This window comes from Hyphomonas jannaschiana VP2, from assembly GCF_000685215.1.
Lineage (GTDB): Bacteria > Pseudomonadota > Alphaproteobacteria > Caulobacterales > Hyphomonadaceae > Hyphomonas > Hyphomonas jannaschiana.
This window is the reverse complement of the sequence record NZ_ARYJ01000004.1, coordinates 277,318-296,856: the sequence shown is the minus strand read 5'-3', so window position 1 is coordinate 296,856 and position 19,539 is coordinate 277,318. Positions and strand designations below refer to the sequence as shown.

General features: G+C 62.5%; 24 protein-coding genes. 12 read left to right on the top strand and 12 right to left on the bottom strand.

Features of this window, described 5'->3' with window-relative positions; genetic code table 11:
* Positions 1-3: 3 nt before the first annotated feature.
* The 3 genes from HJA_RS08060 to HJA_RS08050 form a co-directional block, all read right to left on the bottom strand.
* A complete protein-coding gene (locus tag HJA_RS08060) occupies positions 4-915 on the bottom strand; it encodes an MBL fold metallo-hydrolase (protein ID WP_035580522.1) in 912 nt (303 codons plus the stop codon).
* A gap of 36 nt (positions 916-951) precedes the next feature.
* Positions 952-1,890, bottom strand: a complete 939-nt coding sequence (locus HJA_RS08055; protein ID WP_035580519.1) for an ATP-grasp domain-containing protein — start codon at positions 1,888-1,890, stop codon at positions 952-954.
* 134 nt (positions 1,891-2,024) lie between these two features.
* Positions 2,025-2,435, bottom strand: coding sequence for a protein tyrosine phosphatase family protein (locus HJA_RS08050; protein WP_035580517.1), 411 nt, complete (start codon positions 2,433-2,435; stop codon positions 2,025-2,027).
* A gap of 132 nt (positions 2,436-2,567) precedes the next feature.
* On the opposite strand from HJA_RS08050, the gene HJA_RS08045 reads away from it, so the two are divergent.
* Together HJA_RS08045 and HJA_RS08040 are read left to right on the top strand one after the other, a co-directional pair.
* The gene (locus HJA_RS08045; protein ID WP_241764324.1) at positions 2,568-3,539 is read left to right on the top strand and encodes an ABC transporter permease; all 972 of its coding nucleotides are present in this window, start codon (positions 2,568-2,570) and stop codon (positions 3,537-3,539) included.
* On the top strand, positions 3,539-4,450 hold the full coding sequence (locus tag HJA_RS08040; RefSeq protein ID WP_035580514.1) for an ABC transporter permease subunit: 912 nt from the start codon (positions 3,539-3,541) through the stop codon (positions 4,448-4,450). Before HJA_RS08045 ends, HJA_RS08040 begins: the two co-directional genes overlap by 1 nt.
* Here the strand turns inward: HJA_RS08040 and HJA_RS08035 are convergent.
* Entirely contained in the window at positions 4,447-4,854 is a 408-nt protein-coding gene (locus tag HJA_RS08035; protein ID WP_051597524.1) for a hypothetical protein, read from the bottom strand. The two genes, HJA_RS08040 and HJA_RS08035, sit on opposite strands and share 4 nt — an antisense overlap.
* 95 nt (positions 4,855-4,949) lie before the next feature.
* On the opposite strand from HJA_RS08035, the gene HJA_RS08030 reads away from it, so the two are divergent.
* Together HJA_RS08030 and HJA_RS08025 are read left to right on the top strand one after the other, a co-directional pair.
* Positions 4,950-5,771, top strand: coding sequence for a LysR family transcriptional regulator (locus tag HJA_RS08030; RefSeq protein WP_035580512.1), 822 nt, complete (start codon positions 4,950-4,952; stop codon positions 5,769-5,771).
* 61 nt (positions 5,772-5,832) lie between these two features.
* A complete protein-coding gene (locus HJA_RS08025; RefSeq protein ID WP_051597498.1) occupies positions 5,833-6,705 on the top strand; it encodes an alpha/beta fold hydrolase in 873 nt (290 codons plus the stop codon).
* A 6-nt stretch (positions 6,706-6,711) separates the two neighbouring features.
* Here the strand turns inward: HJA_RS08025 and HJA_RS08020 are convergent, their stop codons facing one another.
* The 3 genes from HJA_RS08020 to HJA_RS08010 all read right to left on the bottom strand — a co-directional run bounded on the left by HJA_RS08020 (position 6,712) and on the right by HJA_RS08010 (position 8,963).
* Complete coding sequence (locus HJA_RS08020; protein WP_035580510.1) at positions 6,712-7,578, bottom strand: DUF1499 domain-containing protein; 867 nt, start codon at positions 7,576-7,578, stop codon at positions 6,712-6,714.
* 302 nt (positions 7,579-7,880) lie between these two features.
* Positions 7,881-8,471: a hypothetical protein gene (locus tag HJA_RS08015; RefSeq protein ID WP_035580508.1), complete on the bottom strand. Its 591-nt coding sequence runs from the start codon at positions 8,469-8,471 to the stop codon at positions 7,881-7,883.
* 144 nt (positions 8,472-8,615) lie between these two features.
* Positions 8,616-8,963, bottom strand: a complete 348-nt coding sequence (locus HJA_RS08010) for a hypothetical protein (protein WP_035580506.1) — start codon at positions 8,961-8,963, stop codon at positions 8,616-8,618.
* Positions 8,964-9,220: 257 nt separating this feature from the next.
* On the opposite strand from HJA_RS08010, the gene HJA_RS08005 reads away from it, so the two are divergent.
* Positions 9,221-9,577 carry a c-type cytochrome gene (locus HJA_RS08005; RefSeq protein ID WP_035580504.1) on the top strand — a complete coding sequence of 119 codons (357 nt, stop codon included), beginning with the start codon at positions 9,221-9,223 and terminating at the stop codon, positions 9,575-9,577.
* A gap of 130 nt (positions 9,578-9,707) precedes the next feature.
* Positions 9,708-10,124: a c-type cytochrome gene (locus tag HJA_RS08000; RefSeq protein ID WP_051597497.1), complete on the top strand. Its 417-nt coding sequence runs from the start codon at positions 9,708-9,710 to the stop codon at positions 10,122-10,124.
* 18 nt (positions 10,125-10,142) lie between these two features.
* Here HJA_RS08000 and HJA_RS07995 read toward each other — a convergent pair whose 3' ends face one another.
* Both HJA_RS07995 and HJA_RS07990 read right to left on the bottom strand, forming a co-directional pair.
* Complete coding sequence (locus HJA_RS07995; protein ID WP_035580502.1) at positions 10,143-10,916, bottom strand: SDR family NAD(P)-dependent oxidoreductase; 774 nt, start codon at positions 10,914-10,916, stop codon at positions 10,143-10,145.
* 5 nt (positions 10,917-10,921) lie between these two features.
* The gene (locus tag HJA_RS07990) at positions 10,922-12,547 is read right to left on the bottom strand and encodes a long-chain-fatty-acid--CoA ligase (protein ID WP_035580500.1); all 1,626 of its coding nucleotides are present in this window, start codon (positions 12,545-12,547) and stop codon (positions 10,922-10,924) included.
* Between the two features lie 101 nt (positions 12,548-12,648).
* Between HJA_RS07990 and HJA_RS07985 the strand changes: the two genes are divergently transcribed.
* Entirely contained in the window at positions 12,649-13,587 is a 939-nt protein-coding gene (locus HJA_RS07985) for a glycerophosphodiester phosphodiesterase family protein (protein ID WP_241764323.1), read from the top strand.
* Positions 13,588-13,764: 177 nt separating this feature from the next.
* Here the strand turns inward: HJA_RS07985 and HJA_RS07980 are convergent, their stop codons facing one another.
* Positions 13,765-14,142: a DUF4345 domain-containing protein gene (locus tag HJA_RS07980; RefSeq protein WP_035580498.1), complete on the bottom strand. Its 378-nt coding sequence runs from the start codon at positions 14,140-14,142 to the stop codon at positions 13,765-13,767.
* A 285-nt stretch (positions 14,143-14,427) separates the two neighbouring features.
* Between HJA_RS07980 and HJA_RS07975 the strand changes: the two genes are divergently transcribed.
* Positions 14,428-14,880, top strand: a complete 453-nt coding sequence (locus HJA_RS07975) for a glyoxalase superfamily protein (protein WP_035580867.1) — start codon at positions 14,428-14,430, stop codon at positions 14,878-14,880.
* Complete coding sequence (locus HJA_RS07970) at positions 14,880-15,296, top strand: DUF1330 domain-containing protein (protein WP_035580496.1); 417 nt, start codon at positions 14,880-14,882, stop codon at positions 15,294-15,296. Before HJA_RS07975 ends, HJA_RS07970 begins: the two co-directional genes overlap by 1 nt.
* 162 nt (positions 15,297-15,458) lie before the next feature.
* On the opposite strand, the gene pdxH is transcribed toward HJA_RS07970, so the two are convergent.
* Complete coding sequence (pdxH, locus tag HJA_RS07965; protein ID WP_035580494.1) at positions 15,459-16,130, bottom strand: pyridoxamine 5'-phosphate oxidase; 672 nt, start codon at positions 16,128-16,130, stop codon at positions 15,459-15,461.
* A 131-nt stretch (positions 16,131-16,261) separates the two neighbouring features.
* On the opposite strand from pdxH, the gene HJA_RS07960 reads away from it, so the two are divergent.
* The 3 genes from HJA_RS07960 (at position 16,262) to aroC (ending at position 18,957) form a co-directional block, all read left to right on the top strand.
* The gene (locus HJA_RS07960; RefSeq protein ID WP_035580492.1) at positions 16,262-16,744 is read left to right on the top strand and encodes a nuclear transport factor 2 family protein; all 483 of its coding nucleotides are present in this window, start codon (positions 16,262-16,264) and stop codon (positions 16,742-16,744) included.
* 114 nt (positions 16,745-16,858) lie between these two features.
* Entirely contained in the window at positions 16,859-17,839 is a 981-nt protein-coding gene (locus HJA_RS07955) for a malate dehydrogenase (RefSeq protein ID WP_035580490.1), read from the top strand.
* Positions 17,840-17,865: 26 nt separating this feature from the next.
* Positions 17,866-18,957, top strand: coding sequence for a chorismate synthase (gene aroC / locus HJA_RS07950; RefSeq protein WP_035580488.1), 1,092 nt, complete (start codon positions 17,866-17,868; stop codon positions 18,955-18,957).
* Positions 18,958-19,032: 75 nt separating this feature from the next.
* Here aroC and HJA_RS07945 read toward each other — a convergent pair whose 3' ends face one another.
* Positions 19,033-19,530, bottom strand: coding sequence for a porin family protein (locus HJA_RS07945; RefSeq protein ID WP_035580486.1), 498 nt, complete (start codon positions 19,528-19,530; stop codon positions 19,033-19,035).
* Between the last annotated feature and the right edge of the window lie 9 nt (positions 19,531-19,539).

Sequence of the window (19,539 nt, the reverse complement as noted above, 5' to 3'; positions counted from 1 at the left end):
GGATCAGGCCGCGGAGCGCACCAGTTCGAAGTGAGACCGCACAGTCGGCTTATCGTCTGGCGTGGTGACGCGGCCGGTTTTTACCAGTTCGATCATGTGGCCGAGAACCGACATGGCCGCTGCCGGATGGAGGCGCTTGTCGACGTCCTTGTACATCTCTTTCACCATTTCGGGGATCAGATTCTCCCCTTCCGAAAGATGATGCAGGATGGCCCGCTCACGCTCGCGGCGATGCTCGGCATATTCGGTGATGAAATGTTCGACGAAGTCACGTCCCTTCACCGGATCACCATGCGTCGGATAGAGCGCGTCGAAATTCATCGCACGGATCTTCTCGAGGCTGCGCATATAGTCGCCCATGTCCCCGTCCGGCGGGGCGACGACCGTGGTGGACCAGCCCATGATATGATCGCCTGACAGGCAGGTATTCTCTTCACGCAGACCGAAGCAGAGATGATTGCAGGTGTGGCCGGGCGTCTCAATCACATCCAGCGTCCAGCCAGGGCCCGAAATCACATCGCCATCGCCGACTTTGACATCCGGCATGAAGCCGAGATCGTCCGCACTGCCAAGCTCGCCCTTGGCAGTCGGCACGCCGCAATTCTTCGCATAGGTCTTGCAGCCCGCCCACTCGGCCAGCGGCTGGGCCAGCGGTGAGTGATCGGAGTGGCCATGGCTGACCAGAACGTGGGTAACCGTCTCGCCTTCCAGCGCTTTTTTCAGCGCCTCGAAATGTTCCGGCTGCTCCGGCCCCGGATCAAGCACGGCCACTTCGCCATGCCCGATGATGTAAACCCCGGTTCCGACATAGGTGAAGGGGCCGGGATTGTTTGCGATCACCCGGCGGATCAGCGGCGTCATCTGCTGGACGACACCGTATTCGAATTCAATTTCCTTGATGTAAGGGATGGCCATTTGCAGTCTCTCGATATTCAGCCTGCAGACATGCCCTTATCGCCGTTTCGGCGCGAACCGTGTCCCGAAAGCCTGTGCCATACGGCGCGTCGCCCTCAGCTTGGACCCAAGCTTCAGGGCAACCGGCGGGCCCATGTCGGTCTTGTTCGCATCGACGATATAGAGTCGTCCGCTATTGCGGTCACGTAGACAGTCAATGCCGCCCCAGTCCAGACCCATTTCCTCAGCAAAGCGCTCGATCACGGTGATTTCATCCGCCGTGTAACAATTGCGAGGCTCATCCAGAAGCACTTCGACATTCTCATTGGCGAAACGGCGTTCCAGCGGGCGGCGCTTGCGGAAAACGACGACCGGTGAGCCATTCACAAGGCAGCAGCGCAGATCTTCGACGAGGCCGCCTTCGATCTCGTTATCGACAAGCACCTGATAGCATTTGCCCGGTACGGCCTCATCCAGCGGGCCTTCGAGTACGCGCCCGTCATGGGCGGCGTTGAGTTCGGACTTTTCCACCATCCGGCCAGGATACGTTGTCGGATCGACCGCCAGCGAATAACCGGCGGCCTTTTCGAAGGCGATGCCCACTTTGGACTTCGACACATCGTGGCAGGCGAAATTGACGAGGCGTGCGCCTTCCTTGACGTCCGGCAGCTTGTTGTTGGTCTCGGTGCAGTCGTCGAACTGCATGACGATGTCGGCCTTGGTCACATCGTCGATCAGCTTCGCGCCAGCCACATGCATCACAGGCCAGATGAAATACCAGGGGCGCGGCTTGTCAGGATAGAAAGCGATGGTCGGGCGCTTGTGGCCCTCGATCCGGCGCCAGATGCGCCAGGACTGGGCCGCACCATAGAAAGCGAGCCATGTGAAAACGTCATTGAACAGCGACAGGGTGAGCGGAATCCGTGCACCGGTTTTCTTCACCAGCATTGCGCCGTCGTCGTACTTGAAATCGGTCAGCCACAACCGGTCTGTCATACCGTACTCTCCTGACTGGCGAACAATGTATCACAACACGGTTCGCGGCCGGTTTCCTGCCTCGCACGCCGCCAGCTCACTGACAACACACTTAATGCGGCGCATTTGTGATCACCGGCCATACGGAACTGCCCTTAGAGCAGTGATTCGATACTGGAAAGATCGTAGCCCGCGCCTGCTGCAGCGTCGACAATTTCCTGGCTGGTGCCCTGTCCCGCATGGGTCAGCGCCCAGGCGGTGATACAACGGGTCCCGGTGCGGCAATAGGCCAGCACCGGCTGAGGCGCCTCATTGAGGATTCCGCCCATACGTTCTACGATTTCCGGCGTCGGGGCGCCCGAAAACGGCAGCGCCACAAAGGTCAGGCCAAGAGCTTCGGCTTTGGCCCGGATCGGCCCCATCCGCGGCTGTTCGATGCCGCCTTCCCCGTCCGGCCGGTTGGCAATGATGGTCTTGAAACCGGCTGCAGCGATTTCTTCGACATCTTTTTCGGAAATTTGCGGAGCAACGGCGAATGCGTCTGTTACGCGGCGTATATCAGCCATTTGGGAGGGTCCTGTCTGTTGAGACGGTCTTGATCGATTCGGATACCTAGCTAAGGAAGGATGTGCGTTCTGCCAAGGTTTTGACGGAACACCTTTTCACGACCGCCCTGCAACAACGACGGAAATTTGCCCTTGTCCTCCCTGCAGCGCGCCTTCAGCCGGATCCCCTGGGCCTATACTGCCCGGCGCCTGCTGATCGCCATTCCCACCATGCTGGCCATCATCACCATGGCCTTCCTGATGATGCGCGCAGCCCCTGGCGGACCTTTCGACGGCGAACGCAAACTGCCGGCGGCCACTGAAAAGGCGATCGCCGCCAAATTCGGCTTCGACAAGCCTCTGCACGAGCAATATTTCGACTATGTCGGCGGTGTGCTGCAGGGCGATTTCGGCCCCTCTTACAAGACACTCGGCAAGAGCGTGAACGACCTGATCGCCGACGGCCTGCCGATTTCGCTCACGATCGGCTCTCTGGCGATGATCCTGGGCATAACGCTGGGCACATTGCTGGGCGTATTTGCGGGGCTCAGGCAGAATTCCTCGGCTGATTATGGCGTCATGGGGCTCGCCATGTTCGGGATTTCCATCCCAACCTTTGTGACCGGGCCGATCCTGATCCTCATTTTTGCCCTCGGCGCGGGCATATTTGCCGTCGGCGGCCTGGGCACCTACCCCAATATCGGCATGAACTGGCACAATATGACCCTGCCGGTCATCACGCTGGCGCTACCGCAGATCGCCATCATTTCCCGCCTGATGCGCGCCTCCATCATCGAGACGATGCGCTCCAACCATATCCGCACTGCCCGCTCGAAAGGCCTGTCCGAGCGCCAGGTAATCGCCCGGCACGCGCTGCCCGCCGCGCTGCTGCCGCTGATCTCCTATGCCGGACCGGCGATGGCACGGGTGATGACCGGCTCGGTCGTGATCGAGAAAGTGTTCGGCCTGCCGGGGCTCGGCTCCTACTTCGTCAATGGCGCCCTCAATCGCGACTACACGCTCGTGATGGGCGCGATCATCGTTTATGCTGGCCTGATCGTGCTCCTGAACCTCGTTGCCGACATCCTGTACGCGGTGCTCGACCCGAAAGTGAAGTACGACTGATGAGCCAGGCTGACCCGCTTCTTGACCCGACCGGACGCGTCGAACCCGTCAACCAGGCGATCGCCGGGGGCCGCTCCCTGTGGGACGATGCCCGTGCCCGCCTGTTCCACAACAAGGCCGCCGTGGCCTCGATGTGGGTGCTCGGCGTACTGGTCGTCATCGCCCTGATCGGCCCGATGGTCTGGGTGCATGATTACCGAACCATTTCCGATGCCCGCGCCATCGCGCCCACACTCGAGGACTGGCACCTCCTCGGCACAGACCTTCAGGGCCGCGACCTGCTGGCCCGCCTGATGATCGGCCTGCGCATCTCGCTGATGGTCGGCGTGGTGGCAACGGCCGTCAGCCTCGTCATCGGCGTGACCTGGGGCGCGACCGCCGGCTATCTCGGCGGCCGGATCGACAATTTCATGATGCGCATCGTGGATGTGCTCTACGCCCTGCCCTTCATCTTCTTCGTCATCCTGCTGCTGACCGTGTTCGAACGGAACATCTTCCTGATCTTCGCCGCCATCGGGGCCATTGAATGGCTGACCATGGCGCGGATCGTCCGCGGCCAGACGCTTGCCATCAAGGGCAAGGAATTCATCGAGGCCGCCCGTGCCGCCGGCGTCAGCCGCCGCGCCATCATCCTGCGCCACATCCTGCCGAATGTGATCGGCCCGGTGGCCGTCTATGTCACGCTGACCATTCCGGTCGTGATCCTGGCGGAGAGCTTCCTCTCCTTCCTCGGCCTCGGCGTGAACGAACCGCTGACCTCGCTGGGCGTTCTGATCTCCGATGGCGCAGCCCGGATGGAGGAGAAGCCCTGGATGCTCCTCGCACCGGCCGGGACGATGGCCGTCACCCTGCTCTGCCTGAACTTCATCGGCGACGGCCTGCGCGACGCGCTGGACCCGAAGGACCGTTAGACGTTCACAATATTCGTGACGTTCTCGCGGAAGTAATCCAGCAAACCATCCGTCTCATGTGAGATGATGAACGTCACGCTCGTCACGTCGCACTGTCTCTCACCGTAGAAGAAGCGCTGATTGAAGCGCGTCAGATGCCAGCCATCTCCCAACGCGAAGACATCAATTCCCAGCGCTTCCGTGCCCTTTGGAAAGACCTCCTGGCCAAGCCGCACGATCACACCCATCAGGGCCTCGCGGGAATTTGCCAGCTGCCAGCTTGTATCCGCCTCGTCGCGGAAGTGGTCGATGCGGAAATCCACGTCGTCCGCAATCAGTTCGAAGATGGACGGATCGCCGGCAGCGAACCTGGAAAGGACCTGCCCAATGGTCGTCTCTGCTGTTTTGGTAAGGGTCGGTTGCATGTTCAAAGCTCCTTTCGCTGTGATGCCTTCCATATGCGACCGCACCAAAGATTAGGTAATTGCTATTTTATATATATTTGATATAGTCATTGACTATGATAGATCTGACCACACTGCGCTACTTCACCAGTGCCTTCGAGGCTGGAACCTTCAGCCAGGCAGCACGTGCGAATGGCGTCAGCCAGCCGACCGTGTCGGCAGCGATCCAGAAGCTGGAAGAAACGCTGGGCGGACCTTTGTTTCAGCGATCCAAGTCCGGCCTGACACCGACCGTGCTGGCCCGAAAGCTCTATTCCGACGCGGAGCAGAGCGTCACCCATCTCTCGACTCTGGAAGCCAGGCTGCGCGACCTGCCGCAGCAGACCGTCCGCTTTCATTGCGCGCCCGACATTCTCGTTCACGGGATTGCTGCGGACCTGAGCCGCGTCCGCCGCAAATCCCCGACATTGACCTTCAGCTTCACCGAAACCGCAGAAGACAGCGATATTGCCTATCTTTCGGAAGCCTGCGTTCCGGGAAATCACGCCTTCATCCCCCTGACGGAAGAGCCATTCTGCGTCGCTGTCGCGCGCTTTCATCCGCTCGCCTCACAATCCGGTCTGGATCTGGCCGATCTGCAGGACTATCCGCTGATCCACCGGCCCTATTGCCCGAACGCGGATCATATGCAGCTTGCCCCCTCTCTCGTGTCCCCCGTCGCGCAGGCCATGAATGACAGCCAGTTGCTGGAGCTGGTGGCTGCCGGGCTGGGGGTCGCTTTTGTCCCCCGCTCGCATGGAGACGGGCGTGACGACATCACGATTTTGCCCCTGCGCGACGTCGAGACCGGAAGCCGCAAAATCGGCATTTCACATCGCAAAACCGCGTTTGCGAAAGGGCTGGCGCAGGATCTGACCCTCACCCGTCCGGTATCATAGTCACGACGCCTTGCCTCGCCAGCGAAGGCCCGGCACACTCCCCGTAAAGGGAGGACAATCCATGCACCCGAAAGCAGCGATCAGCGCTGTCCTGCTCAGCCTTGCGCTGGCAGCTGCGCCCGCCGCGTGCGCCTCCCCGCCTGTGGAGACCGCCATGACCGCCCCAGAGACCCACACCTTCCAGTCGTTCGACGGCACGACCCTTTCCTATCTCGAGCTTGGCGACGGGCCGGTCGTTCTGCTGCTCCACGGCTTCACGGCGAATGCGGACCTGAACTGGGTCCGGCCCGGCGTGGCGCAAAAGATCGCGGACGCCGGTTATCGCGTCATCGCGCCGGACATGCGGGGCCATGGCGCCTCACCGGTGCCGGACGATCCGGCCAGCTGGCCCCGCGATGCCATTGCCCGTGACCAGATCGCGCTGATGAAACATCTGGGCACCGAACCTTATGCGGTGGTTGGCTATTCCATGGGCGCGATCAGTGCGCTGCGCTACGAGCTCCTGTCCCGCTCCAGCGGCCGCCTGGTGCTGGGCGGCGTCGGGGACTCTGTGGCGGACGAGAGCAATTCCAGCCGCAATGACGGCTTCCGCGCTGCCATCGAAGCCGCCATGCGCGGAGAAGACACGCCCGCAGCCAAGGCCATCCTTGCCCGGGCGAAAGCCAGCGGCGGCACGCTGGAGGGCTATCTCGGCGCGCTGTCGGCCCGGATTTATACCGGACGCGACCTGCTGGAGACGTTCGACCTGCCGGTCCTGGTCATCACCGGTGATCAAGACACGGACAATGGCTCCGGCGCGGCGCTGGCCGAGATCATCCCCGGCGCGCGGTACAAGCAGATCACCGGCACCCATGTGTCCGCCGTGGGTGACCCGGCCCTGCCGGAGGCGATCATCGCCTTTCTGAACGAAGGGCGCCAAGCCCTTGCTGAATGAAGGGCGCTAGAGCCGCGCTTCGAAGTCTTCGAGGAACAGCTTCACGCGCTTGGCATTGGCGCCAAGGTCCGACAGGCCCACGCGGCTGACCGAACGGACATCCACACGGGATCCGCTTTCGCCTTCCGGCAGGACGCGGATCATGACGTCATCCTTGAACTCGAACCAGAAGGTCGTATCGGTCGCTTCGATGCGGCCTTCCTGCGGTTCGGCCGTGACGATGGTCCAGCCCTTCGCGTTCACCGTTTCCAGCGCCGCCTGATAGGCCATGTCGAACGGCACCGACGGCAGCACCACGGTTTCGAGATGCGGATACGGCGCAGAGACTTCCTTTTTCTGGCGGTCTGGGTCGAACTCGGCCTCTTCCTGCACTTCCGAGACGAGGCGGCCTTCCATGCCCGGCCAGTTGCCCTTGGCACCCTCGGCGATGACCGGCGCTGCCTCGATCTCATTATAGGCCCCGGTCGAGGCCCGGGCGGAGAGGAGCGCCGGGGTCGGCATGATCGGGTTTGCCCAGTCGGTCTGGATGTCGTGCAGCGGCGGCAGGCGCTTGGCGTTCTCGCGCGCAGCGAAGAGGCGCCCCATGGACAGGCCCGCGACCAGCAGGGCCGCCAGCGCCAGGATGAAGGGCCGTTTGCGCGGCGCCGCGACCAGCGACACGAGGAGCGCGATCATCGAGACAGCCAGCGCCGTCATCACGATTTTGGGACCCCATCCCATGGTCAGCGTGCCGAACCCGGTGCGCCAGTCCCACAGGCCGAGCTTGGTGCCCCCGGCCGCTATGAAGAACCAGAGGGCTCCGAAAATCGCGAAGGCGAGCGCAAAAAGCGAAAATTTACCGCGCCAACCACCGCTCTGGTCCGAATGGGTCATGGGCTTCCCTCTCCCTGTTGTCCTGCCGAGGCATACAGCGCCTATACGTTTTTGTCGCCCCTGATGGATCAATCCTGCGTGAGGGTGAGACTGCAGACACCGCATCCCCCCTCCGACCGCTTCGCGGCCACCTCCCCCGCTTCGCAGGGGAGGATGAGTCCGGAACGTGCGGCAGGAGTATCCTCCACCGCTTGCGGGGGAGGTGGCAGACGGCATAGCCGGCTGACGGAGGGGGGGGAAAGCAGCACGTGCGGCCGGAAACGCGTGTCGCGCTCCGGCAAGTTTGCTGATTGTGGCGAGGCTCAACTCGAATCCGGCCAGCGTTTCAGCGCGTCGTTCAGCTGCACCGTCAGCCCGCCCGAGACGAGGCCCAAGTCAGCCGGCATGCGGTGCGTGTTGGGGATCGGCGGCACGTGGGGCCGGGCTTCGCCTGCCGCCTGCCAACGCTGGATCGTGCGGGCGAGGCATCTTGCCCGGCGTTTGTGATGCTTCAGTGTGTCGAGCATGGCATTCCAGCGGGCGATCAGCGGTGCGGCCGGGACAGGGCCGCGCGTCGGCACAATGACAGGCCCTTTCAGAAAGTGCGGGCATGGACGCGATGGCGCTGGCACCATGGTGAAGATGTAGCGGTACTCTGCATCCGGCTTCTTCGGCTCGTAATAATTGCTGCCGATGCGGGGCGTCAGCGGGGCCAGTTCCATCTGCAAGGCTTCCAGAAAAATCAGACGGCGGAGCAGAACGGCCAGCCGCTTCAGCTCCGCCCGCACGCGCCGGTTCACCGATTTGGCAATCGTCTGAGGATTCTTGAACAGGTCCACATTCACGCCCGCCTCCGCAATGGCGCGGGCGATCGTGTAAAAGGCCTGAGAGAAAAAATCGGTGCAGTCTGTCATGGCGGGAAGAGTGCCATGGGACGTTATCCGGGGGATAGAACGGCCGGCTTTTCGCGCGCTGTGTAACAAGTCCGGGCATGCACTGGTGGGTATCGCTTCGCTCAACCCACCCACTTTGCCACTCCGATAACTCGTCCTCTGACGCTAATCTCCAGAATTTGTATGTGTCACGCCCGTCTTCCCTGAAAGGGATGACCACTTATCTGGAGGCAGATCCTTCATTCGCTTAATAACAGTCTCCGCATCATCGAGTATCCAACTTCTATACTCTCGCTTGATCGCACCAAAGTCTATGTTTCCAAGAACCCGCCACAGCGCGTATGGAATTGCATTTGCAAATTCGCAGGTTCCAATTTTTTTGCGAAGAGACAAGGCTAAATCATAAAGTTCGTTCAACTCCCGATCAGAATAATCGCTGTTCCTTTCAAGAGCGATGAATGCCGACATATCTTCCACCAGCTGTTCAACACGAATACCTTTGTCTTCGTTCATTTTTAGCCCTCAGCAAACGTAAGGTGGGTTGAGGCGAAGCCGATACCCACCAGCTGTGCCGCCATCCTAAACACGACTTTCTTGCACGCACATACCCCTGCATGACTTGCCATGATCATACCGGACTATGGCGGATCATGAGCGGTTTACGGCAGGGTGGAAGCTGAACTCCCATCCCCCACCCCGTAAATCTCCTCAATTGCCGGAAAGTGGTTTCTCTGAGACACTCCCCCCAATAAAAAACGGGAGGTAACATCATGCGTAAACTGAGTATCATTCTCATTCCGCTTGCGCTCGCCGGATGCGAGGCGATGGAAATCCGGGAGTCCCAGAAGGCCCCGCTGTCACAGCAGATCGACGAAGGCCGCGGCGTCGCATCCGCCGTCTGCGCGAACTGTCACGGCCTTGACCAGCAGGACGCGCTGCGTGCCGATACGCCGGCCCTGCGCCATGTGCTGAACAATTATGATGCCGACACGCTTCACGAGAATTTCGAGGAAGGCCTGAAGGTCGGCCACCCGGACATGCCGCAATTCCATTTCGGGCCGCTCGGCGCCGATGTGCTGCTGACCTATCTGAAGAGCATTCAGGAGCCTGAGCCCGCAGACGGCTGACCGTGACGGGCCGTGACGGGCCGGAGCGCCCCGGCTGAAACTGCACCCGGGGCCAATCCGTAACATTCACGAATTGCGTTCGGCGCCGCATCGCGCGATCATGGCCGCTATTCTGGTAAAGGAGAGCGCCATGCGCCGCCTGGTCTATGCCCTTATTCCGCTGTCTCTGCCCCTGATGGGCTGCGTGCAGGCATCGCCCTATGAAGCCGAAATTGCCGAGGTTCAGGCACAGGAAAACCTGGGCCTGACCGGCCTGCCCGTGGCCGAGGAAATCGCGCTTGGCCGTCAGGTCGCCTCCTCCCAATGTGCCGACTGCCACGGCATCGACAAGGAAGACGCCCGGCGCACGGATGCCCCGGCCCTGCGCTATATTCTGGCCGACTATGACGGCGACGCGCTGGCCGAGGATTTCCGCGACGGGCTGAAGGTCGGCCATCCGGAGATGCCGCAATTCCAGTTCGGGCCGAAAAGCACCGATCTGTTGCTGAGCTATCTCATCAGCATTCAGGAGCCTGACCCGTCGATCCATGTGACCGACGAGGGCTGAGGCCTACTTCGCCAATGCCTACTTTGTCTGGCCGCCGTCCACCGGCAGGATGGCGCCGGTGATGAAGCTCGCCAGCGGGCTCAGCAGGTAGGCGGCGGCAGAGCCGATCTCGTCCGGCCGTCCGAAACGCTGCAGCGGCACTTCGCGGCGGATCCAGCGGGTCCACGCATCGCCGCGCGGGCCGGTGGAGCGCTCTTCCCAGTCCCCGCCCGGGAAGATGATATTGCCCGGCGCAATCGCATTCACCCGCACGCCGGACGGCCCCGCCACGCGGGCGAGTTCCTTGGCGAGATGGTTCATTGCCGCTTTCGACGTGCCATAGGTGACTGGCGTGCCGAGCGCGCCAAGACCGGCAATGGACGAGATCATCAGGATCGAGCCCTCGCCGCGCGGCTCCATCTTGCGGAGCGATGAGCGGGCAAGACGGAAGGCGCTGTCGAGATTCTGCTGCAGGCCGGCCGTCCAGGTCTCGTCGTCCACCTCATAGCCGGGCGGACACGGGTGCAGGCCGACATTGGCGACCGAGCCCCAGAGCGGGTCGAACTCATGCTCGATCGCCTCGACCATCTCGTCGATGGTTTTCGAGTCGCGCAGATCCCCTGCCCGGGCCCAGACCTTGTGCTCGCCATATTGGGCGGCGAGGCGGGCGCGCTGTTCCTCCAGCGCCTCTGCCCCGCGTGCCGCCATGGCGACCTTGGCCCCTTCGGCCAGAAGGGCTTCGACAATCCCAAGGCCGATGCCGCGGCTCGCGCCGGCAACAAAGACCACCTTATCTGTCAGACCAAGATCCATGATGCTTACGCCGTCGGCAACTTGTAGTCCTTGAACGTATCGCGCAGGGCCAGCTTGTTGATCTTGCCGGTTGCGCCGAGCGGGATGGAGTCCACGAAGGCGATGTCATCCGGGGTCCACCATTTGGCGATCTTGCCTTCCAGCGCCGCGAAGATTTCCTCCTTGGTCGGATTTTCGCCTTCAGCCGGCTGAATGATCAGCAGCGGACGCTCGTCCCATTTCGGGTGGTAGACACCGATGGCAGCGGCGTTGGCGACCTTGGGATGACCAACCGCGATGTTCTCGATGTCGATGGAAGAGATCCACTCCCCGCCGGACTTGATCACGTCCTTGGCACGGTCGGTAATCTGCATCGTGCCGTACTCGTCCATGTTGGCGACGTCGCCGGTGTCGAAATAGCCTTCGGCATCCAGCACATTCCCGCCGGCGCCCTTGAAGTAGGCTGCCGCAATCCCCGGTCCGCGGACCAGAAGGCGTCCGGACGTCTCACCGTCCCAGGCCAGATCATTATGTTCATCATCGACAATCTTCAGCTCGACGCCGAAGGGCGGACGGCCCTGCTTCAGCTTCTGCGCCATACGGGTGTCGATGTCGGCGTTCACCATGTGCGGCGGCAGGGTGCCCAGCGTGCCGAGCGGCGAGGTCTCGGTCATGCCCCAGGCATGGACGACGTCGACTTCATAGTCTTCCTCAAAGGCGCGCAGGATCTTCTCCGGCACGGCCGAGCCGCCGATGATCACCTTCTGCAGGTGCGGCAGTTTGAGATCGTTCTGCTGCAAATGGGTCAGCAGCATCAGCCACACGGTTGGCACGGCGGCGGTGATCGTCACCTTCTCCGTGTCGAGCAGTTCGTAGATCGAGGCGCCATCCATCTGCGCGCCGGGCATCACCATGTTGGCGCCGGTCGCCGGGCAGCTGAAGGTCAGGCCCCAGGCATTGGCGTGGAACATCGGCACCACCGGCAGCACGACATCGTTCGCGCCCATGCCGATGGCATCGCGCTGCATGGTGATCATCGTGTGCAGGACGTTGGAACGGTGCGAGTAGAGCACGCCTTTCGGGTCGCCCGTCGTGCCGGACGTGTAGCAGAGACCGCAGGCGGTATCTTCCGGGAAGTCGCCCCAGCGCACATTGGTGGAGCGGCCATCGATCCAGATGTCGAAAGGCACGGCGCCCAGCGTGTTCTCCGGCATCGTGTCGGCGCCGGCATATATGACGAAGGACTTCACCGTCGGGATCGTGTCCTTGATCTGCTCGACGATGGGCAGGAAGGTCTTGTCGAAGATCAGGACCTTGTCTTCGGCATGGTTGATGATCCAGGCGATCTGCTCCGGGTGGAGGCGCGGATTCACCGTATGCAGCACGGCGCCGATGCCCATCGCGCCATACCAGGAAGCCATGTGGCGTTCGGAGTTCCAGCCGAGCGTGGCGACACGGTCGCCGAGGCCGATACCTTCATCCTTCAGCGCGGTCGACACCTGCTTGGACATGTCGAACAGGTCGCCATAGGTGATGCGCTCGATGTTCCCTTCCACGCGGCGCGTGACGATCTCACGGGTCGGATTGACCCGTTTGGCATGCTCGAGAATTTTGTTCGTTGTGAGCTGCCAGTCCTGCATCAGGCCTTTCATGCCGTGTCCTCCTTTGGACGCCTGCCGTGGCGTCATTGTCCTGTAACCGAAGTGTGTGTATTCGCGCGGGTGACGCGAGGCAAGGAATTGAGGGTCGCACCATGAAAAGATTTGCATTTTCCGTGATGTCGCTGGCTGTTGCAGCCTGCGGCGCAGCCGGCCCCGCTGGTCCGCAGCCGGGCGTGGAGAACGCAAATATTTCTTCGCCCACCCTCCCCTTGCCGGAATATTTTGACTGCCTTCGCAAGAATGGCGGCATGGTCATTGCGGCTCATCGCGGCGGACCGGACACAGGATTTCCCGAAAACGCGATCGAGACCTTCCAGCATGGATTCGACAAGGGCATCCGCGTGTTCGAGATCGATGTCGCCGAAACGAAGGACGGCGTGCTGACCCTGATGCATGACGACCGGCTGAATCGCACCACGACCGGCTCCGGCTATGTCTCCGATACGGACTGGGCCACCATGAGCGGACTGGAACTTGAGGACAATGACGGACGGCGCACCGGCTTCCATCCGCCGAAACTGACCGACGCCCTGATCTGGGCGAAGCAGACGGGCGCCGTGCTGGAGCTGGACAAGAAACCGACCACCAGTTTCCGCAACATCGCCGCTGCCGTGAAAGCGACGGACGCGGCAGAGAATGTGATCATCATCTCCTACAATGACGACCAGGCCGCCGAGATCGCCGCCATTGATCCGGGCCTCATGATGACGGCCTCCGCTTTTGGCGACCGGGATGTGGCGAAGCTGGAAGCGCGGGGCGTGGACCGTACCCGTCTGATCGGGTGGACCGGCGTGGACGAACCGAAACCCTATGCCTGGGAACGGCTGGCAAAGGTCGGCGTTGAACCGGCCTTCGGCACGCTGGGGCGCGCGGGCGAACGGCTGGACGATGTCTATCTCGCCGATGGCGATGCCAGCGAGTATGACGCGCTGGCGGCGCAGGGCCTCGTCCTGCTCGCCACGGATGAGCCCTATCGCGTGGCCGACATGATCAAGGCAGACGATGTCGGCCGTGAGGCGTGCGGGCGGTAGGAGCCGTATTTCCGACCGGAAGTACGTCCCCCCCTCCGTCAGCCGGCTTCGCCGCCTGCCACCTCCCCCGCAAGCGGTGGAGGATGGAAGACCGGGAGCGGCATGCTTTTCCTCCCCTGCGAAGCGGGGGAGGTGGCCGCGATGCGGTCGGAGGGGGCCTGCGGTCTCTCTCTCGCGTCAGGCCTTCGCGGCCACCGCGCGCTGCCACACAATGAAGATCACCGGCACGACCAGTTCGATCCCCATGCCGACGACGAGGTCCTGCGAGGGCGCGCCCATCGTCATGTAGGACACGACCCGGCCAAGGCCGCCGATAAATATCGCCGCGCTGATCAGGAACAGCGTGCGGCCATGTTTCTCAATGGCTGGAATGATCGACCAGAGCAGAAAGGCGACGACAAGGTACATGCCGGAAAAGTACCGGTACTGATTGTCGAGATCCACGGTGACACCGTCGGGCGACAACCGCCCTGCCCCGCCCAGAAAACCAAGCAAGGCAAAGATCACCGGAATGAGCGAGAAAACGCCAAGGAAGACCTGCAGGCCACGTTTCATGGATAACCCCCTGAATGATGCAGGGCGCGGACAGGAATTGCCACGCCGAATGCCAATAGGTGCCCGAACCTCTCCGTGTTGGCAATGATTGACGTTGCGCCCCGGAAGGATTATGTGCCCCTCAGGCTCTGGGACGCCTGCCGCTCGCAAGATGCAAGTCTTACGGTGAAGATCCCCCGGCGTGAGAACGCCGCGACGAAAAACGACGGAACACCGGTCCATCCGGCAGTCCCGCGGCAAGGCGAGCCCCGCTGACAAGCGACTGCCCGGACAAGGATGATTCCGATGTCTTATCTATCGATCTCAAATCGCGACCAGGCCAAGGCCCGTGCGCGTGAATTGCGGGCGGAACTGGCAGCAGCCGGAACGCCCGTCTCTCATTCCGAAGCGCTGGAATGCGTGGCGAAGGAACTCGGCTATCGCGACTGGAACACGGCCTCGGCCCGCCTGTCGAACATGCCGGAAGTGGTGCTGCAGGTCGGCGACCAGGTGTCTGGCCGTTACCTGAAACAGGCCTTTGACGGCCGCGTTCTGGCCGTCCGCGAAATGGCGGGCGGCACAGCCTTCGAAGTCACGCTGGAGTTCGACGAACCTGTCGATGTGGTCGAGTTCGAGAGCTTCTCCAACTTCCGCCAACGGGTCACCATAACGATCTCCTCCGCCGGGGTTTCGTTCACCAAGACGAGCGATGGCGTGCCCCACCTTGTCGTGGAGCGTACCTCCATCGGTTTGGTCTGATGGCCTATCTTGCCCCGACACAGGAACTCGGCCGGCGCTTCGTGATGCGGGGCCTGACCGGGAATGTCATCATGCTGAACCTGATCCGCTTGCGGACGGTTGCCGACTATACGGGCTTTCCGGACATTGCGCCGGAAAGCCCGATCAGCGGGCGAGCGGCGTATGACCTCTATATCGAGCATACGCTACCCTATCTTGAGAAAAGCGGCGGCAGGCTGGACTTCCTGGCCGAAGGCGGCAGCTGGCTGATCGGCCCGGAAGACGAACGCTGGGACCTGGTTCTTCTCGTGCGCCAGAAGGACATGGAGACCTTCTTCGCCTTCGAGCAGGACCCGGACTATATGAAAATCCTTGGCCACCGCACGGCGGCGGTGGAGGATTCCCGTTTGCTGCCCTTGGGAGAAATTTCTTCGTGACGCGTCACTCCCGGCGGGCGAAGCCCGTCTGGGAGCCCATCTCTGAACGAAGCAACAGGCCCGTCCGGACATGACGTGCGTGCGGGTTCGTTCAGAGATGGGCCCTCAGACCGCTTCGCGGTCGAGGGTGACGCCTCATTGGAAATCCTGCGCTGAGGCCGACTACGGATAAAGCCGTCCGGTTTCCCAGCCGTCGCCTGCCCGCGTGAATTTCAGCCGGTCGTGCGAGCGGAAGGCCTGGTCCTGCCAGAACTCGATCTCGACCGGCGTCAGGCGGAAGCCGCCCCAGAATTCGGGGCGCGGAATGTCCGGCCCGTCGCCATAGATTTCGGACAGTTCCGCAATGCGTTGTTCGAAAACGGCGCGATCGGGCAGCGGGCGCGACTGGTCGGAGGCGATCGCGCTGATCCGGCTCTGCGCGGCCCGGGTGGCGAAGTATTCGTCCGCCTCGGCGTCCGTGACACGCTCGACCGTGCCGCGGATGCGGACCTGGCGGCGGAGGCTCTTCCAGTGGAAGCCGAGTGCGGCCACCGGATTGGCCTTCAGCTGCTGGCCCTTGGCGCTTTCGAGATTGGTGAAGAAGACGAACCCGGCCGGCGTCACCTCCTTCAGCAGCACCACGCGCACATCCGGCATGCCGTCAGCGTCGACCGTGGCGAGCGACATGGCGTTGGAATCGTTCAGCTCCTTCGCCCGCGCCTCGGCCATCCAGTCATTGAACAGGGTGAACGGATCTGCGGCGTTCCGGATCAGCGGCTTGCCCGTCGGGTCTGTCGCATACTCTGCCGCACTCGGGCTCGGCGGGATGATCGTGTCGGACGGCTGTTTCGTCATGGGGCCCTCTGGGGTCTGATCCTGATTGTGCCAGTATAGGTGTGCCTGCCGGTTAGCGAAACCGCGATAAGGTGACACTCCGGCGATCCCCGTATACGCAAGAGGGAAAGCAGCAGAGGGAGGCCACCGCCATGCAGAAACTGATCCTTGCCGCCATACTGGCCGTCCTGGCACCCGTTACAGCCGTGGCGCAGCCGGTCATCAACGCCCCCTTTGGCGAGCCTGTGGACCAGTCGATGATCGAAATCGACCCGCGTTCGGTGGTCGAGCAATATACCGGTGCCTTCAATGCCCGCGACGTGGACCGGATGGAAAGCCTCATGCATCCGGGCATTCAGGTCATGGAAGTGACCGCCGCCGGCACGGATATGGTCTCCGAAGGCTATTGGGCCATCGTCTCCCACTGGCTGGAGCATATCGAAGACGCGGATACGCCGGTTCTGGAGCTGACCGGCTGGAGCCAGCTGGATGATTATGTCACCGCCATCGAAACCAGCCGCCGCACCGGACCGGACGGGACGACAGAGGAGCAACAACGCCTGACAGTCTATCAGGTGACCGGCGACGGGGCGATCCGCCGGATCTGGTATTATCCGCCGGTCGAGGCCGAATAAACGCCTCTGAGCGGGTGATTCACCTGCGGCAATGGCGCAGCACGGCTTGCCCTCGGGCGACAAATTCGCCATGTGGAGGCCACAGAATTCAGCTCTGCAAGAAGGACCTCCCTCGTGAAACAGCCTGTCAAAGTTGCCGTCACCGGTGCCGCTGGCCAGATCGGTTACGCCCTCCTCTTCCGCATCGCCGCTGGCGACATGCTCGGACCGGACCAGCCGGTTGACCTTCACCTGCTGGAAATCACCCCGGCGCTCGGCGCCCTGAACGGCGTCGTGATGGAACTCAACGACTGCGCCTTCCCGCTGCTGAACAACATCGTCGCCACCGACGATCCGAATGTTGCCTTCAAGGACGCGGACTTCTGCCTCCTCGTCGGCGCCATGCCGCGCAAAGAGGGCATGGAACGCAAGGATCTCCTGTCCGCAAACGGCGGCATCTTCGGCCCGCAGGGCAAGGCGATCAACGATCACGCCTCCCGCGACGTGAAAGTGCTCGTCGTCGGCAACCCGGCCAACACCAACGCCCTCATCGCCCAGCAGAACGCCCCGGACCTCGATCCGAAATGCTTCACCGCCATGGTCCGCCTGGACCACAACCGCGCGATGAGCCAGCTGGCCGAGAAGACCGGCACGCACAATACCGACATCAAGAACATCGTGATCTGGGGCAACCACTCGGCCACCCAGTATCCGGACATCCACCACGCCACGGTCAAAGGCGAAGCTGCCAAGCCGATGGTCGACGATGCCTGGTACACCGGCACCTTCATCCCCGACGTTCAGCAGCGCGGCGCGGCGATCATCAAGGCGCGCGGCGCCTCCTCTGCTGCTTCGGCTGCCTCGGCCGCTATCGACCACATGCGCAGCTGGGCCCTCGGCACGCCGGAAGGCGAATGGGTGTCCATGGGCATCCCATCGGACGGCTCCTACGGCATCAAACCGGGCGTGATCTACGGCTATCCGTGCACCTGCAAGGACGGCAAATACGAGATCGTGCAGGGCCTCGAGATCAACGACTTCTCGCGCGCCAAGATGGATGCCACCGACGCCGAACTGCGTGAAGAGCGCGCCGCTGTCGAGCACCTGTTCAGCTAAGGGCTGACAGGCCTTCAAGGGCAGCCATGTCTCACAACACGTTCGGCCACCTTTTCCGTGTGACGACCTGGGGCGAAAGCCACGGGCCGGCCCTCGGATGCGTGGTCGATGGCTGCCCGCCCGGCCTGCCGCTGGATGAAGCCTTCATCCAGCAATTCCTGGACAAACGCCGCCCCGGCACGTCGCGCTTCGTCACGCAGCGCCAGGAGCCGGACGCGGTGAAAATCCTCTCCGGCGTCTTCGAAGACGACCGCACAGGTGGACCCGTCACCACGGGCACGCCCATCTCGCTGATGGTCGAGAACACCGACCAGCGTTCGAAAGACTATGGCGAAATCCGCGACCGCTACCGCCCCGGTCATGCCGACTATCCCTATGACGCCAAATATGGCGTGCGCGACTATCGCGGCGGCGGACGGTCCTCCGCGCGTGAAACCGCTGCACGCGTCGCGGCTGGCGCCGTGGCCCGGCGCGCCCTGGGTGACGGCATCGTGATCCGCGGCGCTGTCGTGCAGATCGGCCCGCATGCCATCAACCGGGACAACTGGAACTGGGACATTGTCGAGGACAATCCCTTCTGGTGCCCGGACGCGGACATGGTGCCCAGATGGGAAGAGTTCCTGGACGCCACCCGCAAGGCGGGCAGCTCCACAGGCGCAGTCGTCGAAGTGCAGGCCAGCGGCGTGCCCGCAGGCTGGGGCGCGCCCATCTATGGCAAGCTGGACGGTGAACTCGCGGGCGCGATGATGAGCATCAATGCCGTCAAAGGCGTCGAGATCGGCGCGGGCTTCGGCGCGGCCAGCCTCTCCGGCGAGGAAAACGCCGACCAGATGCGCGCAGGCAATGACGGCCCCCTCTTCCTGTCGAACAATAATGGCGGTGTGGCGGGCGGCATCTCCACCGGCCAGGACGTCATCGTGCGCATCGCCATCAAGCCGACCTCCTCCATCCTGAACGAAGTCCAGTCCGTCACCCGTGACGGCGAGAATGTGGACGTGCGCACCAAGGGCCGCCACGACCCCTGTGTCGGCATCCGCGCCGTGCCCGTGGCTGAAGCCATGATGGCCTGCGTGCTGGCCGACCAGAAACTGCGCCACCGCGGCCAGACCGGGCGCTGAATTCCCTCCTCCCAAAAAAAGTCCCCGGCGCCGCAGCACCGGGGACAGTGTATTCCCGTTGGAGAGGTGGGAAGCTTAGAATTTCATGACGCCGCCGACGGAGATCACGTCAGCATCGGTGTCGTCGCCTTCGTAACGAGTGACATCGGCGCGCAGGCCGAACTTGTCGTTCAGGAAGACCTTGCCGCCAACGCCATAGGCGAAGCCGTCATCGTCACCCGACGCACCGCCCACACCCGGGACGTCGACATTGTACTCACTGGTGGCGTAACCGGCGCGGGCGAACAGGTCGACACGCTCGGCAACCGGCATCTGGACAACACCGAAGGCTGCCAGCGAATTGTCGAGTTCGACATTGGCCGCGCCGACATCGTCGTCACCGATACCGATCGAGGCTTCACCTTCCACACCGACATGCGGGTTGAAGAAATAGGTGCCGCGGGCGGTGAGGGCGTCGAGGTTCGCGCCGTCGGCGTCGAAGTGCGAGTAAGCAGCGCCAAGTTCCACATTCCCTTCAGCAAAAGCAGGGGCCACAACGGCGATGGCGGCGAGCGAAGCGAGTGCAAGTTTCATTTTTTTACT